At 54.7% G+C, this 18,157-nt stretch carries 19 protein-coding genes and 1 pseudogene; 17 read left to right on the plus strand and 3 right to left on the minus strand.

From position 1 onward, the window contains the following. Positions 1-28: 28 nt before the first annotated feature. Genes RT52_RS13435 through RT52_RS13445 form a run of 3 tightly spaced genes read right to left on the minus strand, consistent with a single transcriptional unit; the run spans position 29 to position 2,654 of the window. Positions 29-1,684, minus strand: a complete 1,656-nt coding sequence (locus tag RT52_RS13435) for a hypothetical protein (RefSeq protein ID WP_034817942.1) — start codon at positions 1,682-1,684, stop codon at positions 29-31. Positions 1,685-1,702: 18 nt separating this feature from the next. After that, complete coding sequence (locus RT52_RS13440) at positions 1,703-2,266, minus strand: prepilin-type N-terminal cleavage/methylation domain-containing protein (RefSeq protein ID WP_081852726.1); 564 nt, start codon at positions 2,264-2,266, stop codon at positions 1,703-1,705. Continuing rightward, positions 2,205-2,654 (minus strand): type IV pilus modification PilV family protein, encoded by a 450-nt coding sequence (locus RT52_RS13445; protein WP_034817943.1) that lies wholly within the window; start codon positions 2,652-2,654, stop codon positions 2,205-2,207. Before RT52_RS13445 ends, RT52_RS13440 begins: the two co-directional genes overlap by 62 nt. A 960-nt stretch (positions 2,655-3,614) precedes the next feature. On the opposite strand from RT52_RS13445, the pseudogene RT52_RS17680 reads away from it, so the two are divergent. From RT52_RS17680 to RT52_RS13530, 17 genes and pseudogenes are all read left to right on the plus strand, one after another. Next, a pseudogene (locus RT52_RS17680) lies at positions 3,615-3,851 on the plus strand (G5 domain-containing protein); the annotation flags it as partial. A gap of 191 nt (positions 3,852-4,042) precedes the next feature. Continuing rightward, a complete protein-coding gene (locus RT52_RS13455; protein ID WP_034817945.1) occupies positions 4,043-4,327 on the plus strand; it encodes a hypothetical protein in 285 nt (94 codons plus the stop codon). A 1-nt stretch (position 4,328) separates the two neighbouring features. Beyond that, positions 4,329-5,987, plus strand: coding sequence for a GspE/PulE family protein (locus RT52_RS13460; RefSeq protein ID WP_034817946.1), 1,659 nt, complete (start codon positions 4,329-4,331; stop codon positions 5,985-5,987). A 4-nt stretch (positions 5,988-5,991) separates the two neighbouring features. Beyond that, positions 5,992-7,029: a type IV pilus twitching motility protein PilT gene (locus RT52_RS13465; protein WP_034817947.1), complete on the plus strand. Its 1,038-nt coding sequence runs from the start codon at positions 5,992-5,994 to the stop codon at positions 7,027-7,029. A 4-nt stretch (positions 7,030-7,033) separates the two neighbouring features. Beyond that, positions 7,034-8,251, plus strand: a complete 1,218-nt coding sequence (locus tag RT52_RS13470; RefSeq protein ID WP_034817948.1) for a type II secretion system F family protein — start codon at positions 7,034-7,036, stop codon at positions 8,249-8,251. Between the two features lie 140 nt (positions 8,252-8,391). Continuing rightward, entirely contained in the window at positions 8,392-8,889 is a 498-nt protein-coding gene (locus RT52_RS13475) for a prepilin-type N-terminal cleavage/methylation domain-containing protein (RefSeq protein WP_051690375.1), read from the plus strand. A 72-nt stretch (positions 8,890-8,961) separates the two neighbouring features. Continuing rightward, a complete protein-coding gene (locus tag RT52_RS13480; RefSeq protein ID WP_245175554.1) occupies positions 8,962-9,723 on the plus strand; it encodes a prepilin peptidase in 762 nt (253 codons plus the stop codon). 12 nt (positions 9,724-9,735) lie between these two features. After that, on the plus strand, positions 9,736-11,307 hold the full coding sequence (pilM, locus tag RT52_RS13485; protein ID WP_034817950.1) for a pilus assembly protein PilM: 1,572 nt from the start codon (positions 9,736-9,738) through the stop codon (positions 11,305-11,307). Continuing rightward, positions 11,304-12,011: a hypothetical protein gene (locus RT52_RS13490; protein WP_024369860.1), complete on the plus strand. Its 708-nt coding sequence runs from the start codon at positions 11,304-11,306 to the stop codon at positions 12,009-12,011. Before pilM ends, RT52_RS13490 begins: the two co-directional genes overlap by 4 nt. A gap of 136 nt (positions 12,012-12,147) precedes the next feature. Then, on the plus strand, positions 12,148-12,735 hold the full coding sequence (locus RT52_RS13495) for a Maf family protein (RefSeq protein WP_034817951.1): 588 nt from the start codon (positions 12,148-12,150) through the stop codon (positions 12,733-12,735). Positions 12,736-12,758: 23 nt separating this feature from the next. Next, a complete protein-coding gene (gene radC, locus RT52_RS13500; RefSeq protein ID WP_034817952.1) occupies positions 12,759-13,388 on the plus strand; it encodes a RadC family protein in 630 nt (209 codons plus the stop codon). A 62-nt stretch (positions 13,389-13,450) separates the two neighbouring features. Further along, on the plus strand, positions 13,451-13,891 hold the full coding sequence (locus RT52_RS13505) for a hypothetical protein (protein ID WP_034817953.1): 441 nt from the start codon (positions 13,451-13,453) through the stop codon (positions 13,889-13,891). 115 nt (positions 13,892-14,006) lie between these two features. After that, entirely contained in the window at positions 14,007-14,843 is an 837-nt protein-coding gene (locus RT52_RS13510; protein WP_034817954.1) for a DUF2785 domain-containing protein, read from the plus strand. A 202-nt stretch (positions 14,844-15,045) separates the two neighbouring features. After that, on the plus strand, positions 15,046-16,083 hold the full coding sequence (locus tag RT52_RS13515) for a rod shape-determining protein (protein WP_034809705.1): 1,038 nt from the start codon (positions 15,046-15,048) through the stop codon (positions 16,081-16,083). 13 nt (positions 16,084-16,096) lie between these two features. Continuing rightward, entirely contained in the window at positions 16,097-16,987 is an 891-nt protein-coding gene (gene mreC / locus RT52_RS13520; RefSeq protein WP_034817955.1) for a rod shape-determining protein MreC, read from the plus strand. Between the two features lies 1 nt (position 16,988). Further along, positions 16,989-17,483, plus strand: a complete 495-nt coding sequence (gene mreD / locus RT52_RS13525; protein ID WP_051622742.1) for a rod shape-determining protein MreD — start codon at positions 16,989-16,991, stop codon at positions 17,481-17,483. A 2-nt stretch (positions 17,484-17,485) separates the two neighbouring features. Continuing rightward, positions 17,486-18,157 (plus strand): septum site-determining protein MinC, encoded by a 672-nt coding sequence (locus RT52_RS13530; protein ID WP_034809700.1) that lies wholly within the window; start codon positions 17,486-17,488, stop codon positions 18,155-18,157.

Below are 18,157 nucleotides of genomic sequence, written 5' to 3' on the forward strand. Positions count from 1 at the left end.
TCACGGTTGAGTGCGAGTCTTTTGTCGTTTACTGAAGTTGGACCGGTTGGCTGACGAAGAATTGAAGCTGATTGGTGACAGGTAACGTATTCAATTGGTTGAACACAGCGTCGTTATACGTCAGTTGGAGTCGAGAATGCTCGGGCGCTTGTTCGGGGATGTTTCGCTCAAAGTACTGGGTCGCCGAAAGCCCTTCTGCCTCTGGGTAACGGCCACGGAACACGTTCACGTCGAGCGGACCGCGACTATACAGTCCACCTTTGATTTGAAGTTCCGATCCGACCGCATACACTTGCGTCTTTTCTAAAGAGTCACTATATAAAAAGGCTTGAAGTGACGTCGAGCCCGTTTCAAACTCGTTAATCCGATTCAATAAGATTTTCCCTTTTGAGAGAAGGACGAGCGAGTTGAGCCCAGTTTCATCGAGTGGTCGAATGTTCGCCCGATCAATGACGCTGTCACCGAGCACATAGACGGTCGATTCAAACGAGACATTTCCTTGAATCGTCAAATCACCGTTTACGATGAGCGGCCGATCAATCGAGATGTGGTTGAGTGAATCGATTGTGAGGTCGCCGTCAAATAGGAGCGGATTCTCGTTTTTCGCAATCGATTCGGTAATCACCATTGCGCTACCCGTCAAAGCGGGCGGTAACGTCACGATGGTGGGATCGTTCAAACGGTCGTAGAGACGTTTTACCAAATACGGACTCGGCCGCTCGATAATCGTCGAGCCGTCGTCACTGATGACACGTTCCGTCTCGAACACCAGGTTCGTACGTGGGAGTGTCGACTGTTTGAATAGCGTCGCTTCGACCGTGTTCGTGTAAGGCAATTTTTGAGCCAATCGCCGGTTCACGAACTCGATGATGGAATAATCGAACTGGAACGGTGAGAACTGGCTCGTGACAGGTCCAGCGTCCGGGAACTCGTTCGCGAAGGAGTTGCCGGCTGTGAAATAGTTCGGCTGGCGACACACATTGCAGGAGGCAAGGTCCGGCACGTCGATTCGTCCATCCAAATAAAAGCGGCTCGTGGACAAGTTTTGGAGCTGTTTCGCCTCACCGTTCAGTTGATAGTTGGCAGGGCGCATCAACGTGAACGGGCCACCTGAATAGATGTTCCCTTTCACGGTCGGCATCCCGTTGACCGCTAACTGTTGATCGGACCCGAGTACGTAATAAAGGAAAGAAGGTAACGCCGTCAAATAGAGGTCTTGTGTATAGTGAACCGCCAGTCGAGGCTGTTCCGGGTTCACTTGACGGCTGGCACGGACGTCCACTTGCAAAATCTTAGTGAACGGGGCCGTCACGAGTTGAGTCGTGTCCTCGTCTTCTTTCAATTGAATCGAATACGTGATTGTGCTGTCACTCGTATTCGTCAATTTTACAAATGGCGCATCCGTCGCGAGGAGTTCGTGGACGGCCGCGTTAAAAGCAGTCTCGGACGCCATATGTTCGGGAACATCGTTTGAGTCGTGAAGGGGGAAACGATTTCGAACATCGGCTGCAATTAACTGAAGGGCGCTTCTTGCGTCTTCGTTCAATTGCGTGTCTTCTGTCCGGATGACGGTCAACTTGTTCGTGACGAGGTTGACTTGCATCGCTGCGAGCGACAGGACTGCGAGTGCTGCCATCGTCACGAGGACGAGAACGAGGACGTAGCCCTCTTCTTGTTTTCGCATGAGGGAATCCTCCTTTCGTTAAAATGGAATCGAACTTTTAAACGTTTTGACCGAATCAGGGTTCTCAGCTAACGATAACGCGATTTCAATCTCGATTAAGCCGCTCGTCATGTAGCTTGGGCGCCTTGGATCATATATCGGGTCGACGAGTTGAATTGAGATAGATTCGAGCACAATGTTTGGATTGCTTGGTTCATATGACGCGTCTGATAAGTTGAGCGGGATAGCTTCATAGCCAGCCTTGCGATAAATCATGCCGGATTCCGAGATATTCGGGTCGGATAGACGATGGAATTGAAATGTATTGTCGCTTTCTGTGACCGCATCGAATTGACTGCGGTTCACTTCCGAGAGGATCGACGAGACCAAATAGTCTGCCTCGCTTCGGAGCTCACTCGTCTCATTCGTCAGGCGAAATCCGAGTGTACCTGAGATGAAAGCCGTGATAATGACGCCACTCAAAATCGAGGCGACAACGACGGTAACGAGCAATTCGACTAAGGTGAACCCATTTGATTCGTTACTTAATTGTTTCGCTTTCTGGGACAGCTGTTTCAGGGAACGGCTCACGTAACGTCGCATTCGAGATCACTCCTTTCAACCGGACAGGAGAGGACATCGTGTCTGTCGTCACCGTTACTTCAAGCTCGATTGTATGGTCGGATTGCGTCGGGCCAATCTCCGTCACGTCTACATTGAACGATTGTCCGTTAATCTCCGCACAAAACGGACAAGGGCCACCCGGTGTCAGGGTCGTAAGCGAGAGTACCTCTTCGAGTGACGAGGCTCTTCGGTCTAACGAATGTAACGTATTCTGTGCGACTTGATTGGCAATTGTGCGATTCAAGCTATCATTCGTCGTTTTCAGGCTTTGACTGAATATATTTAACAAGGAAAACGAGACGATAGATAGAATAACAATCGAGACGAGTACTTCGACGAGTGTGAAACCTTGTTCAGAACGACGCAACACGTTGACCTCCTTTTCAAAAATAGTAAAACTGTAGGCAAAAACAGACTGTTTTCCTGAATTAATTGTTATTTTCTGTACAATGCATATTATACTAAAGTTACAGTGATTTCGGATAGTCCATCGAAAGTCTCATGGATCGACCATTTAGGGGGAATTTAAATTATGAAACGATATGGGATGCACGTTCTCATCCTAGCAGGGCTCGTCCTGCTCGTGTCGCTGCCGACGATCGGGCTCGTCAACTACTTGGACGTGGCCGCGAAGACGAGTGCTACATATAAAGACACGCGCGTCGCCGGCATCGATGTGTCAGGCATGACAAAGCAAGAAGCGGTGATCCGGCTTGACAACGCCGTCAAAGATTTTCAAAACGCGCCGTTCAACGTGACGCTCGTCGACGGGACGACGCTCGAAGTCGGGAAAGACGTCGTGACGTTCAACGTCGACGGTACGCTCGAGACGATCACCGAACCAGGGGATTACCCGCTCGCGGTTGCCCTTGACGAAGAACGGATCACCCCGTACCTCGACAATCAGCCGGTGACGATGACGATGGTGACCGGACCGATCACCGCATCGGCATCTCAGCTTGATTCGAATATCGTCCTTGAGACGATTGCCGAAGAGAACGAGGTCGTCGCTTCGATGACGGTCAGCCCGACACCGGCGATGCGCTCGGTACTCGAGCGGATGAACGGGTTTGAAATGAACGCCGGGGACATCTTTAGCTTGAAGGCGTTCGGTGACGATTTCGACGCCATGACAACGCTCGGCCCTTCCCTTTACCAGCTGTTCGCGGCGACGCCGTTCAACATTTTAGAACGCGTCCCGCATGAAGTGCTTCCGAGCGGGGTCGAACTCGGCTATGACGTGCTCGTCGATGACCGTTCGAACTTTGCCGTTCAAAACACGGAACAGACGCCATACGCCATCATCGTCTTGAACGAAGGGAACACGATGACCGTGCAACTGCTCGGAAAAGCGTTCGAGGCGGCGTATGAGTCACGTGTCGAGGAAGTTGTGAGTGTTCCGTATCAGAACGTCATCCGCTTCAGCCCGTCACTTCCGGCCGGCAGCTCGTCCGTGACACAATCGGGACAAGCCGGGGAATCGGGGAAACTGTACCGCGTCCGCATCACCGAAGCGGGTGAGACGCTCGAGATGCTTGGGTTCGACTTCTATGAGCCGGTCCCGGAGATTGTGACGAAAAGCTCGGTCCCGCTTCCGCCTCCAGAGCCGGTCGAACCGGTCATCCCAACTTTTCCCGACGAACTACTGGAAGATGACCCGTTCGATGACGATGTAGAGAATGACGGATTGTATGATTTTGAAGAAGAACCGCCGGTATTTGAAAGCGTTCCGGAAACAAGCGAGGAGGCAGTCGGATGATTGGATATTTGATTTTGCTCGCCTTCTGGGTGCTCGCCACGTTGACGCTATTCGCTCTGTCGGTCCCGAACGTGCGAAAACGGGAGACGAAACTCGTCATCGCGCTTCTCGTCGCCGTGATCGCGGTCGGCGTGTACACGATGTACATGGAAGGACTCGAGCGGACGTGGTGGGCTATTTCCCTCCTCGTCCTCGGCGTGATCGGCGGTGCCGCATTGAGCGTCTTCATCGAACAACGAGACGTCGTGCAACAGGAGGTACCGCAGAGGATGGTGAAGTAAGGTGAGACGGACGAAGAAACGATTAGGTGAGATGCTCATCGAGGCAGGGATCATCACGACGGCCCAGCTCGATGAGGCGCTCGCTCAAAAACGACGGGGTGAAAAGCTCGGCGATACGCTCATGCGGCTCAACTATTTGACGGAGACGCAGCTCATTCAAGTGCTTCATGAGCAGTTGAACGTGCCGATTATCGCGTTATACGCGCAAGACATCAACATGACCGTGACAAAGCTCGTGCCGAAGGCGATCGCCCAAAAGCACGATATCATGCCAATCGAGTTACAGGGGAACACGCTGTTCATCGCGACGGCGGATCCCCTTGATTTGATTGCGGTGGATGACGTCCGGCTCCAGACGGGGATGAACATCGAGGTCGGCATCGCGACGCGAGAACAGATTCGTAAGACGATTAGCCGCTATTACGAGATGGACGCCTCGCTCATCGAGATTTTAAAAGAAGAAGCGCCCGAAGTGGAACGGCAAGAGACTGCGTCACGAGATGACGCACCGGTCATCCGGCTCGTCAATCAACTGTTCTTGAGCGCCATCGACCAACGCGCCTCGGATATCCACTTCGACCCCCATGAGAAGCAGCTCCACGTCCGCTTCCGGGTCGACGGTGACCTTCGCACCGAGGCGGTCTATCCGAAGAAAATTCAAAGCGTCATGCTGACCCGAATCAAGGTCATGAGTAACTTAGACATCACCGAGAGCCGATTGCCACAAGACGGGCGCATCAAATATACGCTCCGCGACCGACCGTATGACTTTCGCGTCTCGACGCTCCCGACGATGTACGGTGAAAAGATCGTCATCCGGGTGCTCGACTCGTCGGAAGGGTTGACCGACCTGACAAAGCTCGGCTTCGGCGAGCACAACGAGCGCGTCTACCGCGACATGCTCAAGCGACCGAACGGGATCATCTTGATCACCGGGCCGACCGGTTCAGGGAAGTCGTCGACGCTCTACGCGTCACTGAAAGAATTGAACGACGAGACGAAAAACATCATCACGGTCGAGGATCCGGTCGAGTATCAGCTCGATGGGATCAACCAAGTACAAGTCAACGCGAAAGTCGGGCTCACGTTCGCCTCAGGATTGCGTTCGATTCTCCGTCAAGACCCGAACATCGTCATGGTCGGGGAGATTCGAGACACGGAGACGGCGGAGATCGCCATTCGTGCCTCGCTGACGGGTCACTTGGTGCTGTCGACGCTCCACACGAACTCGGCCATCAGTTCCATCACCCGTCTCGTCGACATGGGGGTCGAGCCGTTCCTCGTCGCCGCGTCGACGTCCGGGCTCGTCGCCCAGCGTCTCGTCCGACGCGTCTGTCGGGATTGCGGTCATCCGCAGCCCGTCTCGAAGCGTGAGCAAGAACTGTTCGCGAACGAAGGGGTCGCCATCGACCACGTCGTCCGCGGCAACGGCTGTGCGTCTTGTAACTTCACCGGCTATCGGGGCCGCCTGGCCATCCATGAAGTCGTGCCAATCGATGAAGGGTTGCGCCGTCTCATCATGAATCAGGCGACCGAGGCCGAGATGGTCGACTACGCAAAACAGCACGGGGCGAGGTTCCTGCTCGCCGACGGGTTAGAAAAAGTCGCGTCAGGTTTGACGACGACCGAAGAGATTTTGAGAACAGTCATAACGGAGTGATGAGATGATCCATCAATCGATAGAAGTGATTTTGACGAAGGCGGTCGAACAGCGCGCCTCGGACATCCATCTGACCGCGGGCTCGCCTCCGATTTTCCGCATCGACGGAAGCCTCGTCACGATGGGTGAGGAGAAGGTGTTGCCGGCCCACATTGAGAGTTACTTACGCGAAATTATGACCGATGACATGCGGGCCCGGCTCGATTTAGAGCGCGACCTCGACTTCTCGTTCGGTGTGCCGCGCGTCTCACGGTTTCGCGTCAACGCCTATTATCAGCGGGGGACGGTCGCCATCGCTTTCCGTTCCATTTCCGGGGAAATCCCGACGATGAACGAACTCGACTTGCCGGCCGTGTTGAAACGTCTTATCGAGAAACCGCACGGACTCATCCTCGTGACGGGGCCGACCGGATCGGGGAAATCGACGACGCTCGCGGCGATGATTCACGAGATTAACTGCACGCAGCGAAAACGAATCATCACGCTCGAGGACCCGATCGAGTATTTGCATTCGCATAACCAGAGCATCGTCGACCAACGCGAAATCGGCTCGGACGTCATGAAGTTCGTGAGTGGGCTTCGCGCCGCGCTCCGGCAAGACCCGGACGTCATCTTGCTCGGGGAGATGCGTGACCTCGAGACGATCTCGACGGCGATGACCGCGGCCGAGACGGGTCACCTCGTCATGGCGACGCTCCATACGTCGAGCGCGATGTCGACCGTCAGCCGCATCATCGACGCGTTCCCGGCCGAGCAGCAAGACCAAATTCGGACGCAGCTCGCCAACGTGTTGCTCGGCGTCGTCAGTCAGCGCCTGTTCCCGCGTGTCGACGTCGCGAAAGGCCGCGTCGCCGCGATGGAGATTCTGCTCGGCAATGCGGCCGTCGCCAACTTGATTCGCAATGAAAAAGAGTTCCAGCTCCCGACCGTCATCCAGACGAACCGGCAGAGCGGGATGCAGTCGATGGACGCGTCCATCGAGCAACTCATCCGGCAAGGCGTCATCAATCCGAACGCCGTGCCGAACGAAGAAATGAGGTAAGCGTATGGCCATATTCCAATACGAAGGCAAGCTCTTGAATGGGCGCCGCAAGAAAGGCCGCATCACGGCCGTCTCGCTCCGCGAGGCGAAAGAGAAGCTCCGCGAGGAGTCGATTCTCGTCACGGAACTGTCGGAGCTCGAGTCGACAGGCCTAAACACCGAAATCAACCTGCTCCCGGAGCGGGTGAAGATTGAACATTTGATCATGTATGTGCGTCAGTTCGCGACGCTCATCCGGGCCGGTGTGCCAATCGTCCGGGCGACGTCCATCTTGCGCGTCCAGACCGAGTCGAAAGTATTGAAGAAGACGCTCAGCCAAGTCGAGGACGATTTACGGGAAGGGATCGCCTATTCCGAAGCGATCAAGAAACACCCGCGCGTGTTCTCGAACTTCTTCAGCTCGATGGCGCTCGCGGGCGAGGCGAGCGGGAACTTGGAGGAGGCGCTCGACCAAATCGGGCTCCAACTCCAGAAACAGTACGACGTGAAACGGAAAGTCATCTCGGCGCTCACGTATCCGCTCGTCGTCTCCATCGTCGCCATCGGCGTCGTCGCCTTCCTCATGGTGAGCGTCGTCCCGACGTTCGCGAGCATCTTCGGCCAACTCGGCGGGGAACTCCCGCTCATCACCCGGATCGTCGTCGCCGTCTCCGACTTCGTCGCCGCCTATTGGTGGCTCATCTTCGGAATCGCGATACTCGGTGTCCTCGTGTTTACGTGGATGTTGAAGCGAGATAAGGAACGGTTCATCATCGACGGGTTGTTGCTGAAACTACCGATTTTTGGACCAATCGTCCTAAAGTCACAAATCGCGTTATTGACCCGAAGTTTGGCCGTCCTGCTTCAAGCGGCCGTGCCGATCTTGTCGGCGATTGAGATTACCGAGAAAATCGTCTCGAACCGCGTCATCCGCAAAGGGCTCGCCGAGGCGCGCAACAGTATGGCGCAAGGCATCCCGCTTCACGAGCCGCTCATGCGCAACACGAACTTCCCGCCGCTCATGACGCAAATGATCGCGGTCGGCGAGGAGAGCGGGGATTTGGACTCGATGTTGAACGAAGTCGCCGAGTTTTATGAGACCGAGGTCGAGACGACGACGGACCGGTTGAAGTCGATTATCGAGCCATTACTAATCGTTGTATTGGCAAGTATCGTCGGGGTCATCGTCATCGCCGTCGTCGTTCCGATGTTCCAAATTTATGGGGATATCCAAAATCAGTAGAAAATTCTTAGTTTATGCACATATACTACTTTTCAACTCCAAATTTTGAATGTATAGTAAAATTGTTCTACTTAATCTAGGTCTTATGTAATACATGCAGCATACAACATAGCAAAACACACAAAAGGGGAGAATCAGTCATGTTGGAAAAAATGAAAATGATTTGGCAAGATGCGAAACAGTTGAAAGATGAGCGCGGCCTCACACTCGTCGAGTTGCTCGTCGTCGTCGTAATTTTAGGCATTATCGCAGCCATCGCCGTCGTCGCGATTGGTGGAATTATCGAGAACTCACGTAAAGATGCGATGGTTGCCGATGCGAAGCAAATGGTGAGTTCAGCGAAATTATATACAGCTTCTAACCCAGTTAAAAAAGACGCTCCAGTTGAATTGGTGTTTGTAGGAAATGCGAGCAATAATGCTACTAAGGCAGATGGTTCGCAATACATTTCACAACTTCAAGATCCGTTCGGAACAGACTATACGACTGCTTTAGTAAAAATCACTGAAGATGGTGGTAAATATATTTACAGTACTACTTTAGTAGGCTCAAAGTTTAAATTTGAAAATAAGGCTGAAAATGCTCTCAATAAAGATGGTGCGAATTTAGCTACAGTTACGCCTCCAACTACACAATAAGTTTTCCGGCTGGCGCTGGGCACTCGCTCAGCCTAGCCGGTTTTCTATTTTTGGCATATACTTACAGAAGGAGTGACCAAATTGCTTGACCTCATTGGACTCATTTACAGCATCGTGCTCGGAGCGGTCATCACTTCGTTCACGAACGTCGTCGGGCTCCGCGTGCCACAGAAGCAATCGATCGTGACGCCACGGTCGCACTGCCCGTCTTGCGGCCACGTCTTGTCGGCATGGGAACTCGTTCCCGTGTTCGGCTACTTATTCCTCCGTGGCAAATGCCGCGGCTGTGGCGGACGGATCGCGCCGACGTATCCGCTGTTCGAACTGCTCGGGGCAATCGGCTACGGCTACAGCTTTTGGCTGTACGGCTTCTCAGGGACAACGCTGCTCGCGTTCGTCTTCTTGTCGACGCTGCTCGCTTTGGCGATGTCCGATTTGTCGACGATGCTCGTGCCGAACGTCATTTTGCTCTATACGGCGCCGGTCCTGCTCGCTCTCGCTTACGTATCAGGGGCGACGTGGTGGGGCCCGCTCGCCGGGGCGTTGTTAGGATTTTCGTTCCTCGCCACCGTTTTTTTCGTCTCAAAAGGGGGACTTGGGGCCGGCGATGTCAAACTATTTACAGTGATCGGACTCGTGCTCGGACCGCGTGACGTGCTCGTCGCGTTGTTCCTCGCGAGCTTGATCGGTGCCGTCGTCGGTCTCGCGCTGATCGGGTTGAAACGGATCGGTCGCAAACAGCCGATCCCGTTCGTCCCGTCGATCGCGCTCGGGACGATGCTGACGTTTTGGTTCAGCGAACGCTTTTTTGATTGGTATTTTGATTTATTGTAGGGGGAAACTAGCATGAGCCGGGCTATAGAGAAAGGGACGGTCGCGTACTTCTCGTTCGATGCGCTCAGCATCCACGGGGCCGTGATCAAACAAGGTGTCTTCAAACGGAGCGCCTCCGTCCAGTTGGCGAAGAATGCCTACGCTGAAGGGCGGATTCAGGACGAGAACGCGTTCGGCCTCGCCTTCGACGAGTTGTGCCGAAAATTGAAAGTACGAAAAGGGATGGTCTGCGCCGTCGACATGGCCGAGACGGAAGTGTTGTCGCGTAAAGTTGACATCCCGTCGAACATCCCGAAAGACGAGATCCGCGGTTATTTGTTCATGGAGATCGGCAGTTCGATCATCTTGCCGTTCGACGACGTCGCCTTCGACTATGAGGTGCTCGGCGAGACGGAGATGAAGACCGAAGTCATGCTGCACGCCGTCTCGGTCGAGTTGACGAAAGCGATCCGCGGTTACATGAAAAAACGCGGCTTCGTCTTGAAGAAGATCGTCCCGCGCCCGGTCGCCATTGCGAACGGCGTGGCCCGTCTCGAGACGCTCGACCCGCTCAAATCGACGCTCCTCTGGCACGTGACACCGTTCGCGCACCAGTTGCTCGTCCTTGAGGAAGGACAGGTCCGTTTCATCCGCGCCATCGAGACCGACCTTTCATACCGCTCGGATACGACAGACGGCGGGGTTACATACACGTTCAACGGTTCGAACGAGACGCTTTCGAGCCAGACCGACGATTGGTTGAACGAGCTGTCGCGCTTCCTCGACTTTTATCGCTACTCGCTCCGCACGGACGGTCGCCCGATTGACGAGCTCCTCGTCTCCGGGACGGTCCCGGAACTCGATGAGCTCGTCCGGACGATCGAGGCGGAAGCGATGGTGCCGGTCAAACGGATCGACGACCCGCTCCCGTTGTCACACGCGACGCCGCTGTCGCACCAGATGTTGCCGCTCCTCGGGATGGCGACGCTCGATCGTGACCGCGACGCCAACTTCATCAATTCGACCGACGTCACGCTCCGCTGGCCGATCGTCGCGAGTCTCGCGTCTCTTCTCATCGGTGGGGGGCTCGCCGGCTTCTTGTACTACGAAGTGCAAGGGCTCGAACGGCAAGAAGCGCAAGTGAACGAACAGTTGCAGCTCGTCCGCATTTATCAGACGGAACAAGTGAACTCGAAAGGGCAACAAGTGCTGTCGCTCGAACAGACGGTGACGTCGCTTACGAACGAAGAGAAACAAGCGGTGCCGGCGCTCCGAGCGCTCACCGAACAGTTGCCGCCGACCGGATACGTCTTGACGTACAATTACGCCGACGGCTCGCTCATGAGCGTCCGCGCCCAGTTCGAGACGTTGCCGGACTTGAACGCGTTCCAACGCGCGCTCTTGACCGACCCGCGCTTTGAGAACGTCAAGCTGCTCGGCGTCACGACCGAGACGAAAGTCGACACGGAGACGGACACGGACGAACCGACTCGTCTGACGGACGAGCCGCTCCCGCGTTACATCGGTGAATTCACGTTCACGTTTGTCGACGTCGAAGAGCCTGAGACCGAAGCGGCGACCGATGAGGAGGTGGTGAGCCAATGAAACGTTCGACGATTTACTTAGTGTTCACCTTGTGCCTGTTCACGGCTCTCGCCGTCCCGGCTTACTTTGGCTATACGTATTTCATAAAACAAGGTGACGTGAAAGCGCTCGAGCGCGAACTGTCGCTCGAACAGACGAAGCTCGAGCTCATGCGCCAGGAAGGTCGCGCCGTCGACGTTGCCGACTCGCAGCGCCTCCAGACGCGCGTCCCGGCCGAGCCAGCGTTAGACACCGTCGTCGAGGCGTTGTCGCAGGCGAGCCAGCTCTCAAGCGTCAACGTGACGAGCATCGCCTTTGCGGACGGTGTTCTCGCCGAATCAGAAGTGCCGGAGACGATCGAGACACCGGAACCGGAAGACGTCAGCGCGACGTCTGAACCGGCGACACCGGTCGACATCACCCCGGTGAACGCGTCCTCGGTGCGGACGACCGTTTCGCTTCAAGCCGAGACGTACGACGCGCTCGTCCTCTTCCTCGAGTCGGTCGAGTCGATGAACCGGATCCACATCTTGCGGACCGTTCAGTTCACGGGACCGGCCGAGACGGGACCGAACACGACGGACGTGATCGCGCCGCTCGACTTCACGGTCGAACTCGACGCCTTCTACCGCCCGGACTTGACGCAACTCGTCGACGACCGGTTCGTGCCGACGCAAACGTTCCCACGCAAAGACATCCCGGTATACGACTACACGACGCCATAACGAGACGTCCCTTCGAAATGAAGGGGCGTTTTTCAGTCGGCTGACATTGTGTTCGGCTGCCCTTTTGCCTACAATCAACAGGGAAGTATGAAACGGGAAGGAAGCCCGTTATCTAAGATGAGAAGGAGTCGATACAATGAAACCAACACAGAAACGTGTCATCCTCGCCTCGATGTCACCGCGGCGGACCGAACTATTGGCCAAGGCCGGCATTCACCACGAGGTCATCCCGTCGAACGTCGTCGAGGGCGTCAACGGGCGCGAAGCGGCAGATGAATACGTCGGGCGCCTCGCCCGTGAGAAAGCGATAAATGTCGCGCGAGACAATCGTGACGCCGTCGTCATCGGATCGGATACGGTCGTCGTCCTAGACGGGAAGATCCTCGAGAAGCCGAACGACCGGGAAGAGGCGCGGCGGATGCTCCGTCGTCTTTCCGGTGCGACGCATGACGTCCTGACCGGGGTCAGCATCATCGGACCCGAGCGCCAAGACTTGTTCGTCACGACGACGCGCGTCACGTTCATCGACATCCCGGAGGCGTGGTTCGACGGCTATCTCGATTCCGCTGAGCCGTATGATAAGGCCGGCGCCTACGGCATCCAAGGGTCGGGCGGATTGTTCGTCGAACGGTTAGAAGGCGACTACTATAACGTCGTCGGCCTGCCGCTCATGCCGCTCGTCCGGACGCTCGAAGGTCACGGGGTGACGCCACGCTTTCTGTGATTGCTGCGAAAGTAGGTGAAGGAATGACCATGGTGCTCGACCGAAGTGCTGAAACCGCCATCGCCAGTCTGCTTCAAATCGGGGGACGGGGCGGGGACCCGCACGCGACCGCCCGGCGATTATCCGATGTCTATCCGACGCTTCGGGCGCTATCGCAGGCGTCCGTGAGCGACTTGTGCCAAATCGAAGGGATGACGAAGAAAAAGGCCGAGCAGTTGCTCGCGGCGTTCACGATCGGCATCCGTTACGTCGAAGAACCGAAGTCTGAGATGCCGACGATCCGTTCGCCGCAAGACGCGTACGAGCTGCTCCGGAACGAGTTGCGGCTCCTCAATCAAGAGCATTTCGTCTGTCTGTACCTGAACACGAAAAATCAACTCATCGCCCGGAAGACGCTCTTCGTCGGCGGGTTGAACTCGTCGATTGTCCACCCGCGGGACGTGTTCCGCGAGGCGCTCAAGCTGTCGGCGGCGTGCTTCATCGCCGTCCATAACCATCCGAGCGGGGACGCGACGCCGAGCCGGGAAGACATCGAAGTGTCGGAACGGTTGGTCGAAGCGGGGAACATCGTCGGCATCGCTTGTCTCGATCACGTCATCATCGGGGAAGACCATTACGTCAGCATGAAACAGCGAGGGTATATGAACGGCTGATTTTTGGAAGGATATTTCCAAATGAGAACCAAGTTTGCTATACTGGCAGACGAGGTGTTCACATGAAAAAATTAACTTGGCTTTTAATTGTTGGGATGGCACTGTTAGCGAGTTTTGTCCCACTCCAACCGATCGCCTTGACGTTCGTCGTCTTCATGCTGTTCGTCTTGGTTAGCATCGCACTGTTCCAGCAGCTTCCACAAAATGAATGGTTCGACCGCTTGTCGCCGCTGTTCGTCATTGCACTTGGCATCGTCGCCTTCATTGCCTATTTGGCGCTGTTTCTTGCATGGGGGAACGCGACAATCGATTCACAAGTCTGGCAGATGATTGGACAACTCCTCTTCATGTACGTCGGGGTGTATGTGTTTGTTGTGACGGTATCGGGGTTTCTTGCCGGGGCGACACGGCAAAAGCCGTCCCGCTTCTTTCAACCGGTGCTTTTGATCTCGGTCATTTGTTACGGGGCGATGTTGTTGCTTTCATTTTCGACGCGAACTTGAATCAGGTCATATCCGAAGCAGGCGAATCGTGCCTGCTTTTCGTATGTAAAGGAGTCGGTCCACGTGGTGTCGAAAACGGTATTATAAGGCGGATGAAAAGGGAACGTGATGCGACATGTTTGAAGACATGATTTATCAAGAAGAAGATTTAAAGCGGATTTTAACGGACGTCAAGAGCGGGACCGTTCGCTTGCACCAAATCGATGAGGCACGGGTCATCCAGTCGATGCTCCATCATATCGGTTCGACGGACGCCGAACTTCGAGATCAATTGATTTATACGCTCTTTTTCCGGTTCATCATTGAAGATGAGTTAATGACGACTGAACAGTTGACGAACCTGTTTCAGACGACGCTCAAGTATCATTTGTTCCATGGTATCGGGGAGACGGGAACGGATACCGTCTTCACCCGGTCGTTCTCGACGCTGTTGCTCGCCTTGATTTTGTATCAGGACCGGCAACAGCGCTTCTTGTCGGAAGCGGACCTCGAGCGATTGAAGGCGAAGCTGTTGGCGTATCTTGAATGCGAGATCGATACGAGAGGATATGTGACCGGTAAAGGCTGGGCCCATTCGATTGCACACGTGGCCGATACATTTGACGAGCTCGTCTTACACCCGGAACTCGACGAGACCGAGTTTAGTGATGTGCTTGAAGCGTTATGGAGCAAGGTGAGGATTTCGACCATCTATGTGCACGATGAAGATGAACGGCTTCTAAACCCGATTTTCGGACTACTTGACCGCGGGATGGACGAGCAAGAACTGATCGTGTTGCTAGAAGACTTGCCCGCTAGACTGAGCGTCCACAAACAAGAGCTCGAAGCCGAACAGTATTGGCACGTCGTCCATAATGTGAAAACGTTCTTAAAAAGCTTTCTTGTCAAGTTGAACGAGACGGACCGTCACGCGCTTCAAACGGCGGTGCTTCTCACACTAAAGAATGTTTGAGAAATGAGTCGAAATCGAAGCAGGCGCTTTCATGCGCTTGCTTTTTTGATTTGCGTTTTTCGGTAAAAGAAGGCAAACTAGTAGACGGTGAGACAGGACTTGGATGCAGGGATTGTAAATAACCTGTAATCGAATGAACGTTTTCAAACATGATTTTTCCGTTATAATAAAAAATAGTGTAAATAAGAGAGGGGCAACACCTATGTTTCGTAGTTTCAACCGAGAAATCGGAATCGACCTTGGAACGGCTAACACGCTCGTTTATGTAAAAGGTCAAGGCATCGTCGTTCGTGAACCGTCTGTTGTGGCGTTCCGTACAGATACAGGTAGAATCGAGGCCGTGGGTAACCAGGCGAAAGATATGATCGGCCGTACACCGGGCAACGTGACGGCACGTCGTCCGATGAAAGACGGCGTCATCGCGGACTTTGAAACGACTGCGACGATGATCAAGTACTTCATGGAGCAAGCGCAGAAGTCGAAGAGCGGTTTGTTCTCTTCGAAGACGAACGTCATGATTTGCGTCCCGAGCGGCATCACTTCGGTCGAGAAGCGCGCCGTTGAAGATGCGGCCAAACAAGCGGGCGCACGCGAGGCGTACACGATTGAAGAACCGTTCGCGGCAGCAATCGGCGCCGGTCTCCCGGTTTGGGAACCGACAGGCTCGATGGTCGTCGATATCGGTGGCGGTACGACCGAAGTCGCAGTGATCTCACTCGGCGGCATCGTGACGAGCCAATCGATTCGCGTCGGCGGTGACGAAATGGATGACGCCATTATTCGTTACATCAAAAACAAATACAACCTCATGATCGGGGAACGCACGGCCGAGACACTCAAGATGGAAGTCGGCTCAGCACGAATCGATTCGTCGAACGAAGGCGAGAAGATGGAAATCCGCGGTCGCGACCTCGTGACGGGCCTTCCGAAACAAATCGAAGTGTCAGCGGCTGAAGTATGCGAAGCACTTTCGGATACGGTCGAGGCGATTCTCGCAGGCGTCAAGCAGACGCTCGAGCAGACACCACCAGAACTCGCGGCAGACGTCATGGACCGCGGCATCGTCCTCACAGGCGGCGGCGCGCTCCTTAAAAACTTGGATGACGTCATCTCAGACGAGACACACATCCCGACGCTCGTCGCGGATGAGCCACTCGACTGTGTCGCCATCGGGACTGGAAAATCTCTCGAAATGATGGACGTCCTCCGTTCAAAATCAGGCATTTCGTCACGTCGATGAGAGGTGATCAGTGATGAGCCGGTTCGTACGCAATAAAAAGCTCATCATCACGCTAATCGGTATCATTTTATTCGTCGTGATTTTAGGGGTTTCGATTCGAGGACGGTCGGAATCTGCATGGTACCAAGACGTCACGCGTGATGTGGTCGGGACGTTCCAACGGGTGTTCACCGTGCCGATCGGCTGGATGGACAGCACGGTGTCCTCGATTACGGACGTCCGCGACATCTATGAAGAGAATCGTCAATTGAAGCAACATTTGACGAAGTACGCTGAAGTGTCGGTCGAAGCCGACGATTTGCGCCGGGAGAACGAGGAGCTGCGTCGAATGATTGACGCGAGCGAGACGTCACTTCGGGACTTCGACCTCATCCCGGCCGAAGTGATTGGACGGACGCCGAACGATTGGCAACGTTACATCACGATTAACGTCGGGGAAGAGCGTGGCGTCGAGCGAGGGATGGCCGTCACGGCAGCCGGCGGCATGGTCGGACGCGTCATCCAGACGAGCGCGTATACGTCGCAAGTCCAACTGCTCAGCGACAACAACCGGACGAACAACGTCTCGGCCGTCGTCAACGATGCGGACGGGAAGGCGACGTACGGTACGATTGACGGCTTCGACAGTGAGACGAACGAGCTCTTCTTCACGAAGATCTCGAACAGCGTCGAATTGAAAGAAGGCGAAATCGTCTCGACGTCAGGTCTTGGCGGCCGTTATCCGGCCGGACTCGTCATCGGGACGGTCGAGTCGATTGAGACCGATGAGTACGGGGTGTCGCAAGTGGCCCGCATCAAGCCAGAGGCGGACTTCAACGAGTTCTCGCAAATGTACGTCATCGATCGGACGCTCGTCGAACCGTTCTTGACGGCACCTGAGGAAGGAGGAGCAGCCGGTGAGTAACATGAGAGTGTTCATCGCCCTGTTCCTCCTCTTTCTTATTGAAGGGACATGGGCGGCCATCTTTTCTTGGCACTACATGACCCCGTTCCTCGCCTTGACGTTGATCGGACTCATGTATATCAGTTTGTATGGCCGCTTTGAGTCGGCGTTCGGTTTCGGGCTCGTTTTCGGATTACTGTATGACATCGTCTACACCGACTTGCTCGGAATTTACTTATTTACTTTTTCACTCATTCCTCTCTTAGTCAGCTTCGTGTTAAAATATATAGGTGAGAACTTCTTCTCGGTCGTCATCACGTTCACGTTTATGATTCTTGTCTATTCGTTCACGATTTATAGTGTGATGGCAGCAATCGGCGGGACGACCATGACCATGCAGACACTTTTAGTTGAACAGATTCCAGGGACGTTGTTCGTCAATGCAATCGCCATCGCGGTACTGTATTACCCGATGACGCGGTACGTGGCGACGCGCCCTGTAGCGAAGAGAGGGTAGCCATGATGGAGCGTAAACGACACATTACGATTAAAGGACATCGCAACGGGATTGCCATCCACTTCAATCCACGGAGTGGCATCGACGACGTGCTCCTAGAGCTTGAGGCCACGTTAGAAGAAATGGAGCCGCCCTCTGGGAAGATTGCACTCAAGTTGCACGCGGGAACTCGTTATTTAGACGAGGAGCTGTCACGTCAAATTCGTGAAGTCGTTGCTCGTCATGGCGTTTTTTATATCGAGGAGCTTTCGAGCGAGGTCATGCTGACCGAAGAGGCGAAGGCGACTTACGGCAAAAAGACGTTCCACTACCATAGCGGGACAATCCGCAGCGGACAAGTGCTCTCGTTTGACGGGTCCGTCCTCATCATCGGGGACGTCAACCCGGGGTCCGAGGTTCGGGCGACAGGTAGCATCTATTGTTTAGGTACGATACGAGGAAATGTACGGGCCGGTGTCGAAGGATGGAGTGACGCGGTCATCACGGCAAGTCTCTTGCATCCGAAGTTCTTGGCGATCGGCGAGCACGTTCTCGCGTCGGACGACGGCGAAGAGCTTCCGGAAATCGAGATGGGTTGCGCGTATCAGACGAATCAAGGGATTGAAATGACACGTCTCCGTCAAGTCATGACGGGATTGAAAGATGCATATGCAATGGAATTACAGAGAGGGTGA

The organism is Exiguobacterium alkaliphilum 12/1 (assembly GCF_000714435.1).
GTDB classification, from domain to species: Bacteria; Bacillota; Bacilli; order Exiguobacteriales; family Exiguobacteriaceae; genus Exiguobacterium; species Exiguobacterium alkaliphilum.

Excerpts from the sequence above, each read along its gene's own strand:
- RT52_RS13470 (WP_034817948.1), top strand. The coding sequence starts at position 7,034 with ATGGCCATATTCCAATACGAAGGCAAGCTCTTGAATGGGCGCCGCAAG.
- RT52_RS13530 (WP_034809700.1), top strand. The coding sequence starts at position 17,486 with ATGATGGAGCGTAAACGACACATTACGATTAAAGGACATCGCAACGGG.
- RT52_RS13465 (WP_034817947.1), top strand. The coding sequence starts at position 5,992 with ATGATCCATCAATCGATAGAAGTGATTTTGACGAAGGCGGTCGAACAG.
- RT52_RS13435 (WP_034817942.1), bottom strand. The coding sequence starts at position 1,684 with ATGCGAAAACAAGAAGAGGGCTACGTCCTCGTTCTCGTCCTCGTGACG.
- RT52_RS13455 (WP_034817945.1), top strand. The coding sequence starts at position 4,043 with ATGATTGGATATTTGATTTTGCTCGCCTTCTGGGTGCTCGCCACGTTG.
- radC (WP_034817952.1), top strand. The coding sequence starts at position 12,759 with ATGACCATGGTGCTCGACCGAAGTGCTGAAACCGCCATCGCCAGTCTG.
- RT52_RS13490 (WP_024369860.1), top strand. The coding sequence starts at position 11,304 with ATGAAACGTTCGACGATTTACTTAGTGTTCACCTTGTGCCTGTTCACG.
- RT52_RS13510 (WP_034817954.1), top strand. The coding sequence starts at position 14,007 with ATGTTTGAAGACATGATTTATCAAGAAGAAGATTTAAAGCGGATTTTA.
- RT52_RS13505 (WP_034817953.1), top strand. The coding sequence starts at position 13,451 with ATGAAAAAATTAACTTGGCTTTTAATTGTTGGGATGGCACTGTTAGCG.
- pilM (WP_034817950.1), top strand. The coding sequence starts at position 9,736 with ATGAGCCGGGCTATAGAGAAAGGGACGGTCGCGTACTTCTCGTTCGAT.
- RT52_RS13495 (WP_034817951.1), top strand. The coding sequence starts at position 12,148 with ATGAAACCAACACAGAAACGTGTCATCCTCGCCTCGATGTCACCGCGG.
- mreD (WP_051622742.1), top strand. The coding sequence starts at position 16,989 with ATGAGAGTGTTCATCGCCCTGTTCCTCCTCTTTCTTATTGAAGGGACA.
- RT52_RS13440 (WP_081852726.1), bottom strand. The coding sequence starts at position 2,266 with ATGCGACGTTACGTGAGCCGTTCCCTGAAACAGCTGTCCCAGAAAGCG.
- mreC (WP_034817955.1), top strand. The coding sequence starts at position 16,097 with ATGAGCCGGTTCGTACGCAATAAAAAGCTCATCATCACGCTAATCGGT.
- RT52_RS13515 (WP_034809705.1), top strand. The coding sequence starts at position 15,046 with ATGTTTCGTAGTTTCAACCGAGAAATCGGAATCGACCTTGGAACGGCT.
- RT52_RS13475 (WP_051690375.1), top strand. The coding sequence starts at position 8,392 with ATGTTGGAAAAAATGAAAATGATTTGGCAAGATGCGAAACAGTTGAAA.